Genomic DNA, 12,587 nt, shown 5'->3' on the forward strand with positions numbered 1-12,587 from the left:
ACACCTAGTTGTTAAAATGATAGAATTTCCAATTTGTCTCATGGTCTGGTTTTAATTGCTCGCCTTTGATAATCGCTCTTAGCATTTCCATGGGCAGGTAATTTTCTTTAATCACACGATCATGAAAATCAGCAAATGACATTTTACCCTGATCAACCACCTCCTCTTTGATCCGCATCAGTTGTAATCCGCCGACCAGATAAGCCAACTGGTATAAGGGATCATATGAACCTTCAAAAGACCTCTTTACTTCACCATGGGCATTAGCAGACTCAAATCCCACCCTGTCTACCAAGTAATCTATGCATTGCTGCGGCGTCCATTCACCCAAATGAAATTTAATACTAAAGGTTATTCGCGCACAGCGGTGCATACGCCAAAATAACATTCCTATACGCTCTTCGGGAGTTTTGGCAAATCCTTTACTATACAATAATAATTCCCAATAAAGTGTCCATCCTTCTGTCCAAAAGGGTGTATTAAACGCTTCCTCGCGATAAGGCTTGTAGCGCCTATTCATAAAATATTGCAAATGATGACCGGGGACCAATTCATGCTGCACAGTACCGCGGGAGAAATAAGGATTATTACCACGCATACTCATCAATTTTGCCTGTTGATCCATCGTGTTGGTTGGATATGATATACTAATTTCCCGACCACCCGTAAAAAAAGGGTTGACACGCTGACGTTCTGGGGTCATCATGATCATTCCCCAAGTTTCATCTGCCAGTTCAGGAATATCCATGAGTTTATTTTTTTGAATAAACTGCTGTGCATCGTTATACAATTTCAGGATGAGTTCCGGCTGTTTACCAATGGGAACGTAGGAGTTTTTAACCTGCTCCTGTGCTGCCCGCCAGTCGTCTCCAAACCCCATTTCACGACTCGCTTTCAATAACTCTGCTTCACACCATTTAAACTCTTGATCAGCCAATTTTAGCAGATCGGCAGCTGTATAACTGATCATTTCAGCTTTGAGTCTTCGGTTTATTTCTTTTTCGCCAATCGGCACACCCGCAATCTGGCTACCATCATCAAAAACTTTCCGGTCGCTTTTTGCGGCTAATTTCTCCTTATAATCCGACAATTTACTTTTCACCTGTTGAAATATGGCGGGTACCCACCAGGTAAATTCAGGGTCGTATCCATTATAGAAATCGAAGGTGCTTGTTATCCTTAAATCCAAAGAATTTAATAGGCCAACCAAAAAGTTCACATCTGCATCAGGAATATTGGTCTTTTCTTGCAAAGCGGTTATCGATCGATCGATTTCATCGACAACCCGCGTCAGCTCTTTCGCGACATCTTCTCCCGCCAAACGTTTTCCTCGACGACGTTCCTTTTCGAGTTTAAATATTCGTTGTGCAAAAGGTAAATACAGGGATAACCTGTTGTAATTCGACTCATGTTCTTTCAGTGCAAGGAGATCACTTTTTAGTTTGCGCTTCAGTAAGATAAAATCCACCTGCCCAGATGTTTCAAGTTCTTCATAGGGAAATTTGTCCAATTTGTTCAAATATTCGTTATCCAAACGTTGAAGACGTGCCAGCTGTTCGGGCGATGCTGCAGCCTGTTGATTGCCCCAGCCTTTGGGCATTGGACCATAGAAATAGTTGATCGCCTCAACATCATGCCCATATTGCACGATATAAGGTTCTATGGGGGTGGTATGCTCGTATAATTTCATCTTTTGTGCATGTGTGGATACCGGGAATAGAAAGAGTAGTCCATAAAACAGTGTTTTGGGAGCTTTAAAAGAAAAAGAACGATTCATAATTCAGGTATTGGTTTATATCATAATTTTATCGATCAAAACGATCGGGCCTAAACCCATCAATATCAGCCTGTATTTTTTGTCCGGCCAATAAATCTGCAATGATTTTCCCGTATGCTGGACCTAAACTCAAGCCCATCATCCCACCTCCACCGGCAACCAGGACATTGTCAAATTTTTCCAATCGTCCCAAATAAGGCAATCCATCGGGCGAGCAGGGCCTATAACCATACCATATTTTTTCCTTTAGATAATCGACTTGTAGCTCCGGGTAATATTTGGGAATAGACTCTACTATGCCACGAACACGATTTTCATAAATTTTATCATTTGCAGGTCCCAATTCCATCGTACCACTGAATCTGATCTGGCCATTCATGGGGGTTACAGCAACACGAGCTTCCAGTAATAATGCCGCATGATTCAAGCTCTGCTCACCCTGGGGCTGATACATAAAAGAATATCCTTTTCCAGGCATAAGCGGTGTATTTAAATGCAACTTTGAAGTCAGCTGCGGCAAATAAGCACCGCCAGTCAAGACAAAAGCATCTGCCTGAAAACTTCCTTTATTGCTGATTGCCTCTTTAATCTTATTTCCGGCCGTCATAAATTTATGGACTTCAGTTTCTTCGAAAAAAGCAACACCTGCGGCTTTCAGGTATTGAATCAATTGCTGCATTAACTTGGGTGGATATAGTTTTCCATCGCAGCGATAAAGTATAGCACCCAATACATCTAGCTTCAGATTAGGTTCCAGTTCTTGAACGGTATTTCCTTCGAGGATATCGACATCGAGTCCGAGGTCCTGTGCACGATGCGCCAGCTCAATCTCCTCATGTTGCATTTCTTTCGATTTATACATCATCAGGATACCATTCTGCTTCAATTCAAAATCAAAATTATCTTCTTGGGCCAGTTCGTCATACAAGCGGCTGCTATAGAGATTCAGGTCACGTATGGCGGAAGCATGTTGCTCCACATGCGTGCGGTTGGCATGTTTTAGGAATTTCAGACCCCAATTGATCAACCGCGGATTGAGCGAAGGCCGTACATAAAAGGGGCTTTTACTATTGAACATCCACTTTATTCCTTGCGCGACTATCCCGGGGGCTGCCAAGGGCGTAAAATGACTGGGGACGATCATGCCTGCATTGCCATAAGAACAATTATTGTCCAAAGTATTTTTTTCCAGGATTTTCACATCCCAACCATCTCTCACCAGGTAATAGGCCGAAGCAAGACCAGCAATTCCAGCACCTATTACAACAACTGTACCTCTATTATTTTCTTTCACGTTGCTCTTTTCTTATTAATGTATTAAATCACCTGAAAACCGCCAAAATAAGGATCTTCATCATCCAAAAAAATGGTATTATATCCTGTTATCCGTGCCCAGCCTTCGATGGACGGCACAATAGCAGGCTTACCATCCACGGTTGTTTCCGCTTCAATTTTGCCGGTAAATTGTGAACCAATATAACTTTCATGTATAAATTCCGTTCCTTTTTTAAGCTTCCCTTTCGCGTACCACTGTGCCATACGCGCCGAAGTACCTGTACCACAAGGAGAACGATCCAAGGCATTATCGCCAACCAGTACGGCGTTGCGTCCGGACGAGTTGGGAAGCGTTGGATTACCTGTCCATTGGATATGTGTCAACCCATGAATATTCGCATCTTCGGGATGAACAAAAGCATATTTTTCGTTGAGCAGTTGACGAATTATTTTCCCATAATGGATCAATTGGCTCGCAGAATAAGAACTGATATCGTCAAAATTAGCCTGGGGATCAATAATACCATAGAAATTGCCACCGTAGGCAACATCTACGCTGATAATTCCTAAATCTGGACAGTCTACCGTTAGCCCTTCAGCATATAAAAAAGACTTGACGTTAGTAAGCTTTACGCTTTTCACCTTAGGACCCTCTTGAACATAATCGATATGTACAAGTCCTGCCGGAGTTTCCAACCTTAATTTTCCGGGAATTTTAGGTTGAACGAGCCCCTCCTCGATGGCAATCGTTACGGTACCGATCGTTCCGTGTCCGCACATAGGCAGACAACCACTGGTCTCAATATAAAGAACGCCGATATCGTTTTGCGGATCAAATGGTGGATAAAGCATACTTCCACTCATCATGTCATGTCCCCTTGGTTCAAACATCAATCCTTTGCGAATCCAGTCGTACTCACGTATAAAATGCAATCTGCGCTCCATCATGGAATTACCCGCTAGCAATGGGGTTCCCCCTGCAACCAATCGTACGGGACAACCACAGGTATGCGAATCAATACAAAAAAAAGTCTTCTTCATTTCTGAGTCCTTGTTGTTTATATGGTCATTTATCTATATTATGCTTTCGTCCATTGTTGATTGACCAGACGATCAATTTGTAATGGGTTTCCGTCTTGTAACTCTTTAGGTAAAAACTCATTCGGCCAATTCTGGAAGCTAAAAGGTCGGACGAACCGTTTTACCGCATCTGGCCCTACTGAAGTAAAACGAGCATCTGTGGTTGCTGGATAAGGTCCGCCATGCTGCATGGCATACTGAACCTCTACGCCTGTTGGCATACCTTGGAACAGCAGTCTTCCGCATTTGTCCTGAGCCATTGCAAAAAGAGCCGGGCATTCATGTATGTCCTGCGCCGTGGCAGCGAAAGTCAGGGTAATCTGCCCATCAAGCTGTTGCATGACAAGATTCATCTCATTTTGGTCGTTACAGGATACAATCAGCCCAAAAGGTCCAAAAACCTCTTCCAGCAAGTTGGGATTGTTTAATACCTGACTGGCTTCAGTTTCGACAAGTACAGCCCGGGCAAAATCATGTTGTGTATTATCTTCTCCTTCCCCCAATACGCTGATCCCTTCCGATTGAACCATTTCGCTTTTTAGGCGATTGTAGCTATCCAGAATACCCGCATGTAACATTTTCCCTGTAGCAGCAGATTTTAGTTCGCTCTTTAAGGCCAGTTTGAGCCGATCGAACGGTTCGCCCGCCAAGCCTACCAATACACCCGGATTAGTACAAAACTGCCCTACACCGAGGAGTAATGATCCAATATACTGCTTTGCAAATGCTTCCAGATGATTAGCGAGGTAGTCTTGCAAAATAAAAACCGGATTTACGCTTCCCATTTCAGCAAATACCGGAATAGGTTCAGGTCTCGACTGCCCTAAATCAAACAAGGCTTTTCCGCCACGAAATGAACCTGTGAATGCCACAGCCTTTACCTGTTTATGGCTTACCAACTGTTGTCCAACAGCAAATGAATCTGACAGTATATGATTAAAAACACCGATTGGGGCACCCTGTTTTGAAACCGCACGATCAATAGCGTCAGCCATTAATTGAGAAGTTTTAAGATGCGCAGGATGAGCTTTTACGATGACTGAGCAGCCAGCACCAATGGCACTTGCTGTATCTCCGCCAGCTGTTGAAAAGGCGAAAGGAAAATTACTCGCGCCAAAAACGACCACTGGACCAAGTCCTTTGTTATATTTCCTTAAATCAAATTGGCCATTTGGATCCCGATCTATCCGAGCTTCACTGTATAAACCAGTACGAACAGCATCGGCATATCGACGCCATTGATTGACTGTTCTCGCCTTTTCACCCTGCAGTCTTCCCAAAGGTAGTGCCGTTTCCAGATGAGCAGTTTCAATCAATATTTCGCCCAATTCCTCAATTTCAGCGGCAATGGCATACATCAATTCCGCTCTTTCGATGACATCCTTTTGCTGAAGAAACTGAAATCCAGCCTCCGCCTGTTTTACGACGTCATCAATCTCATTTTCGTTTCTATCCATTCCTTTTGTTTTTATTGTAAGTAGTATCTTCAAAAATCAATAAAAACCTTCCCTATATTTTCATTCCTTGCGGTTATTCAATATAATAAGAAGGTCCTTCTCGCCTATTTTTACTTGGTCCCTAAAAGAAAATTTCCTGAACCCTCATAGCTAGAAAGTTCAGAAGCATTCCTATAATTGTGGTCTCGTTGCGATTGAATCTGCAATAATTTTTTTCACACGTTGTTCTTCCTCACCGATCAATGGTAATCTTGGAGCGCGTGTATAAGGTGTTGAAATTCCTTCAGCTGTAGCGGCCAATTTAATGTATTGGACCAATTTAGGATGAATATCCAATTCCAACAAAGGCATAAACCAACGGTATATTTCTACCGCTTTTTTATATTCACCAGCTTTCACAAGATCATACATAACCACTGTTTCTCTTGGGAATGCGTCCACCAATCCAGCGACTAACCCATCAGCCCCTAACATTAAAGACTCGAGCCCCAAGGTATCTACACCGGCCATAATCTTTAATCGATCACCAAAACGATTTTTCAAACGCGTGATATTGGTTAAATCTCGTGTAGATTCTTTCACTGCCTGGATATTTGGTTCCAACAATAGTTCTTCAAACATATCCAACGATACATAAGTACTATAGTCAACTGGGTTATTATAGATTAAAATTGGCAGTTTGGTACTTTGTGCAACAGCACGAAAATAAGCGACAGCTTCTCTATCATCGGCTCTATAGCGCATTGGTGGCAATAACATCAAACCATCGGCTCCCAATTCCTCACTGGTCTGCGCCACTTTGATCGCAGCAGCAGTTGTATTTTCTGCAATATTTAGCAATACGGGTACACGACCACCAACAAGTTTCAACGCATAGGTCAATAAATCATACTTTTCTTCTGTAGTCAAAACACTTGCTTCCCCCAATGATCCAGCGATAATCAAACCGTGAACACCTCCATCCAATTGTGCTTCAATGTTTTTACCAAACATATCAAAATCCAAATTTCCATTTTCATCAAATGGTGATAACATTGCAGGATATATTCCTTCCCATTTAAATTGTGCCATAGCGTATTATTTTAATATTTCTTTATCACAAATCTATCTGGAATAGTACGTTCAGTCTTCTTATGAATTAATCAACACTGACCTAATATTGACCTTTTCTCGTAAATACAACTCACGAGGATTCAAAAGAATGTTTTTTCTAATTTTAAATACAGCTTTATAACTTATCTCGGCAAAACTTCAACGAAGTGCTTTTTATGTTGAGGCTTAATTTAAGGAACTTAAATGTAAATTCAACATTTATAACAAGATTTACACAAAATAGCATGTAAACGATATATCGCTATTCGCTTCAACTTTGGATTGCTATTACGAAACGTACAGCTGCATGTTAAAAATAACAAAGGTTGCACTGTCAGACAGGCAACCTTTGTTTCGTATATAATAATTAAAAATGGGTAACTAATCGCGGTTCTCCTTCTTATAAGCGAAGTAAAAAACAATAGGTAGTACTGAAAACGAGAGAATCATACAAATAATCAATCCACCAACGATCATAATCGCCAGAGGTTTTTGAATTTCAGACCCCATACCGTTTGAAAGTGCAGCTGGCAATAAGCCCATCGCCCCCATTAATGCAATCATTAAGATGGGTCTGATCCGGCTTTTGACAGCTTCATAAATAGCGGGTTTCAAGCGCATTTTATTCAACAGATTTTCTTTCATAATCCCGATTAAGACAATACCATCAATCGTGGCTACCCCAAAGAGAATAATAAATCCGATACCGGCCGAAATTCCAAATGTCGTTCCAGTAATCCACAAGGAAATGAATCCACCAATAAAAGCAAAGGCGAGGGTCAGTGAAGAAATCAGCGTATCTTTGACATTACCAAAATTGGCATACAGCAAGAGTAAGATCAAAATCAACGAAATTGGCACAACATTCATCAGTTGTTTTGTTGCCCGTTCCTTGCTTTCGAATTCACCAGCCCAGACGACCTTATAGGATTTGGACAGTTTCACATCTCTTTCTATCTGTTTTTTCGCATCGGCAATTGTGCTTCCCAAATCTCGACCTTCAATATTGAAGCCAACACCAATATAGCGGGAATTCCCTTCTCTGTAAATAAATGCCGGCCCGGTATGATAATCTATTGTTGCGATCTCCCGTAGGGGTACTTTCTGATCATTCATCGTCGGAATAATGATATTTCCGATCTTCTCGGGGTTGTCGCGGTATGATTTTTGGAAGCGCAGGCGAACATCAAAGATCCGCTCATTTTCGTAGAAATGTGTCACAGATTGCCCCCCGATAGTCATTTCGATCACGGACTGCACATCTTTGGTTGAAACGCCATATTTAGCCATTTTTGAATCATGCAGTTGAATGCGGAGTTCTGGCAAACCTATATTTTTAAAAACATTGACATCCGTAATGCCATTGACCTTTTTTAGTGACTCTGCAAACTTATTGGCCTTATTCTCTAAATCTTGTAAGTTTTCACCAAAGATTTTGATAACTAGTGGACTTTTTACCCCGGCCACATACTCCTCCACATTATCCTGAATCGGCTGGCTAAAGCCAAAGTTGATTCCAGGAAAAGTCTGCAGGCTATCCCGCATCTGACTGATCAATTTCTCTTTGGAAAGTTTACGTTTCCACTCCCCCTCGGGCTTCAATTCAATATTAAATTCAATATTAAAAAAGCCTGTTGGATCCGTGCCATCATTGGGACGGCCTGTCTGTGTCATTATAAAGTCGATCTCGTCAAACTGCTTCATCAGTTTTGTTTTCATTGTTTTGGTCAGCTTCACCGATTCTTCCAGGTTGACACTATTGGGTAAGGTTGCGCGAACATAGATTGCACCCTCATTCAATTTTGGAAGAAACTCGGAACCATAATGGCTAAACCGGAACATACAGACGAACAAGACAACCATAAAAATCGACAATGTCCATTTTGGATGGTCAAAAGCCTTTTTAAAACCTTTAAAAATGGCATTACGGCTGACTTTAGTGATCTTATTTTCATCTTCTTTGATGTTCTTTTTTAATAAGTATTTACACATCGCGGGCACATAGGTCAAACTTAGGATCAAGGACCCCAATAAGGCGTAACCGAGCGTAAAGGCTAATGGTGAGAACATTTTTCCTTCCACCTTTTGAAAAGAGAAAATAGGAGTCAGTGCGACAATTAAAATCAATAGTGCAAAAAAGATATACCCTGCAACAGAACCTGCACTTTTTTTTATGATCCCTAGCTTGGAGATTTTATTAAAGCGTTCCGTCCCAAGCCGATGGGCCTCTTTTTCTAAAGAGACAAAAACAGTCTCGACGATTACCAATGTTCCTTCGAGCAAGAGTCCAAAGTCCAACGCCCCCATTGAAATCAGATTGGCCGGCAAACCTTGTATTTTCAATAATATAATCGCAAAGAGGAAAGCCAGTGGAATGACCGAGGCAACAATAAAGGTTGTCTTCCAGTTGTTCAAAAAGATAAAGACAATAATCGAAACCAGAATAACCCCTTCTATCAGGTTTTTGGAAACCGTATGCACGGTATTATTCACCAGTTTAGTACGATCTATAACGGGTTCGATCTTGACATTTTCGGGTAAAATACGTTGGTTTAGCTCTTCGATTTTTGCCTTTAGCCTTGTGACGACAGCCGAAGGATTTTCTCCCCGCAGCATAATGACTATTCCCTGTACAAGATCATCTTCCTGATTGAGTCCCACTTGGCCAAGTCGTGGCTTTGCGCCCAGTTCTATTTCGGCTACATGTTTGACTAGAATCGGTGTATTGCCGACCACCTTGATCAAAATATTACCAATATCGTCGATCTTATCCAATAAACCTACTCCACGAACGACATAGGCTTGATTTCCTTTCTGGATCACATCGCCACCGACGTTGATATTCGAACGCGATACGGCTTCATATACGTCCAGTGGCGACAAGTTATAATTCGCCAGCTCTGTTGGGTTGATCTTTATTTCATAGATCTTTTCCTCCCCCCCAAAACTCACGACGTCCGCCACACCTGGCACCCCCACAAGTTCCCTTTCGATCACCCAATCTTGAATGGCAGAGACTTCTTTAATCGGAAGATTGCTCTTCACCACATAGCGAAAAATTTCTCCGGTAGCACCCGAGGGTGGTTCGATGGAGCTTTCCGCGCCGTCCGGCAAATCGATGGAACGCATCTTATTACCCGCATACTGCTGGGCATAAAAGTCCTCTACACCATCCTCAAATTGGATCGTTACAACGGATAAGCCAAACAAGGAGATCGAACGAACATCCGTATTCTTTGGGATGGTATTCATCTCTTTGGTTACCGGTAATGTGACGAACTTCTCGATTTCTTCAGCACTACGTCCCGGCCATTGTGTGATAATCCTGACCCGTGTATTGGTGACGTCGGGGAAAGCTTCAATCGGTGTATGCAGGTAGGCGTATATCCCGCCGAATAATAATGCCAACGTAAAAAATAGGACGACCAAGGAGTGTTTCAATGAAAACGAAACAATATTTTGTACAACTTTCTTCATCCTATCTATTTATCAATTCATCAAATACAATCAGCTCATTTTCTGTCAGCACCTGATCTCCCTCGGCTATTCCTGTTTTGACAAAAGCATAGGTTTCATTCTCAGCAACAATATCCACAGGCTTTACGGACAGATCACAGTCATTTTTGTACAGCACCACGAAATTCTGGTTATTATGCAGAATGATGGCATCTTTGGGAATAGCCAGCATCTGCTGTTCTTGTCCTGAAACAGCTTTTTCCACCAATACATCCACACTCATGCCCGGCTTTAACCTCAGGTCTTTGTTCAACAACTTTACACGCGCCTTGACGACACGTTCTTCAGGATCGAAGAAATTGGCTACCTGATCAATATAGCCATCAAAAGATTCCCCTTTATAGGCTAACGTGGTGATTTTGACAGGCGCACCATTTTTCACAAAAGGTAAATTATTTGCATAAATATTGACCGAAACCCATACTTCATTTAGTTTACTTACCGAGAGTAACTCGGCATCATCACCAACTGTCATACCGGGGCTCACCTTTTTATCGACTATATAACCCGCTTTGGGTGCACGAATGTAAAATAGACCATTTTCTGATGATCCATTGAGCAGGTTCATATTGGCCTTTACATGACGTATTCCGATTTGTGTGGCTTTCAATTCGCTTTCCATCTCTTCTAGTTCCCGTTGGGAAGCCATACCATCTTTCAGTAGACTGCGAAGACTTGCCAATTTACTCTCCACCAAGCGCTTGCTATTCTCCAGCTCACGCAGCTCCTTTCCTAAATCATTGACCGAGGTCCCTTTAAGCGATACAAGAATCTGTCCCTTCTCCACATAATCACCCATCTTGACGGAGACAGACTGCACGATACCGGGTATCGGGCTCTTTAGTGCAGCAAGCTCATCCTGATCGTATTGAATGACCCCATTTAAAGCGATCTGTTCAAATACCGCCCGCTTCTGAATCGAATCAATTTTAATTTGGTTTTTGAAATCTGCGCTAAGGCAAAAACCTTTAGTTGGCGGCGTAACCTGCTCTTCATTTTTCGTTGATTGACAGCTCCACAATAAACATATGGACAGGAGTGTCAGTGGCATTAAAAAGTTCCCTTTCATTAGACAATGTCCTTTCCGATTAAATACGTCAATTCTTCCTTATACTGAAGGTATTTTGCCCTGCGCTCCAATATTGATTCTTTGTTTTCCATGTAATTATTGATAAAGTCTATAAATTCAACGATGGTCAACCGTCGTTCTTGAAAATTGCGGACATAGCGTTCAAGCGCGACATCCAGTTTACGATCAAAGCCTGTATCCATCGTTTTCAAGCTCGATTCGAGATTGCTCAAACGCGCCGAAAGGAACTCGATCTCTCGTTCAATATCGATACGAAATTGTGCGATTTCAACTTTGTTTTTCTCAAGTTCCAGTTGAGCAACTTTGATATTGCCCTGGTTTCGATTAAATAAAGGAAGATCCATAGCAACACCCAGGCCTATAAAATCGCGCATGATATTTCCGCCCCGGTCATAATTCATTGATACCTTGAGATCTGGTGTACGTTCTGCTTTTTCGATTTCCAACTGCGCATTACTTTTCTTCCAGGTATTGTGGATGATTTTATAGTCGCTACGGTTTTCCAGGGCCATCATTTTCCATTCCTGTTTCGTCCCCAGGAGAAAAAGTGGCATACCTATCGTATCCGAAATGTAAAGTGCAGTCCCCTTATCTCCTAGATAGCTCGCAACTGTATTCATTTTTGCAATTTTTTCCTGCTGGATTTCGTTGAGTTTATTCCCAAATGCAATCGACTCACTTTCAATCCTGAGATAGTCCATTTCACTCACATTGCCTTCTTTCCATTGATTTTGAAAGGACTTCGCTAGGGTCTGAAAAATATCGACCTGACTACTGTATAATTGTTCTTTTTCCTGTAAGATCTGTAGTTCGAGGCATTGGCTCCGGAGATCATATTTCAAATTCCGCAATAATTCTTCAAATTGAAGCCGGGCATTCTCTTTTTCCAAAAGCTGCAATTGCACCCTTTTTTTCCGTTTCCCGGCCATTTCGATCGTCTGTTCCAGCTCAACCGCCAGCTGCTGGTATTTACCATAATGACCGATCAGCGCAGGAAAGGATTCGCTGCTGGAATTTTTCCAAAGATTGACCTCTGAGATTGAGATCGTTGGATTGGGCCAGAGCTTTGCCTGAAGTACTGCTGCATCAGCCTGTTGTATATGAAAACGTTGTGCCATTAAGCTCAGGTTATGCGCAAGGAACACCTGTTCAATCTCCGATTTTCGTAAACGGCTTTCAACCGCTTCCTGCGAAAATAGTTTGCTACTCAGGCCAAGAAGTAAAAATAATGTAATACGTAGCTTTCTCACTTAATTTTGAATTTCCACAAAACTAACGGACAGAGATTACAGGCAACTTT

8 protein-coding genes are annotated in these 12,587 nt (G+C 41.9%); all 8 read right to left on the minus strand.

Annotated elements, in window-relative coordinates:
- Positions 1-4: 4 nt before the first annotated feature.
- Complete coding sequence (locus tag B3297_RS16145) at positions 5-1,777, minus strand: DUF885 family protein (RefSeq protein ID WP_217493567.1); 1,773 nt, start codon at positions 1,775-1,777, stop codon at positions 5-7.
- Positions 1,778-1,805: 28 nt separating this feature from the next.
- Complete coding sequence (locus B3297_RS16150) at positions 1,806-3,071, minus strand: NAD(P)/FAD-dependent oxidoreductase (protein ID WP_286779142.1); 1,266 nt, start codon at positions 3,069-3,071, stop codon at positions 1,806-1,808.
- Positions 3,072-3,094: 23 nt separating this feature from the next.
- A complete protein-coding gene (locus B3297_RS16155) occupies positions 3,095-4,093 on the minus strand; it encodes a 4-hydroxyproline epimerase (RefSeq protein ID WP_046675727.1) in 999 nt (332 codons plus the stop codon).
- A gap of 38 nt (positions 4,094-4,131) precedes the next feature.
- Entirely contained in the window at positions 4,132-5,589 is a 1,458-nt protein-coding gene (locus B3297_RS16160) for an aldehyde dehydrogenase (NADP(+)) (RefSeq protein WP_286779143.1), read from the minus strand.
- 171 nt (positions 5,590-5,760) lie between these two features.
- Entirely contained in the window at positions 5,761-6,660 is a 900-nt protein-coding gene (locus tag B3297_RS16165) for a dihydrodipicolinate synthase family protein (RefSeq protein ID WP_070569465.1), read from the minus strand.
- Positions 6,661-7,062: 402 nt separating this feature from the next.
- A complete protein-coding gene (locus tag B3297_RS16170; protein WP_070569462.1) occupies positions 7,063-10,158 on the minus strand; it encodes an efflux RND transporter permease subunit in 3,096 nt (1,031 codons plus the stop codon).
- A gap of 1 nt (position 10,159) precedes the next feature.
- Complete coding sequence (locus tag B3297_RS16175) at positions 10,160-11,266, minus strand: efflux RND transporter periplasmic adaptor subunit (protein ID WP_070569459.1); 1,107 nt, start codon at positions 11,264-11,266, stop codon at positions 10,160-10,162.
- Complete coding sequence (locus tag B3297_RS16180) at positions 11,266-12,537, minus strand: TolC family protein (RefSeq protein WP_083296095.1); 1,272 nt, start codon at positions 12,535-12,537, stop codon at positions 11,266-11,268. Before B3297_RS16180 ends, B3297_RS16175 begins: the two co-directional genes overlap by 1 nt.
- Positions 12,538-12,587 lie beyond the last annotated feature (50 nt).

The organism is Sphingobacterium sp. UBA3519 (assembly GCF_002377215.1).
Taxonomy (GTDB): domain Bacteria; phylum Bacteroidota; class Bacteroidia; order Sphingobacteriales; family Sphingobacteriaceae; genus Sphingobacterium; species Sphingobacterium multivorum.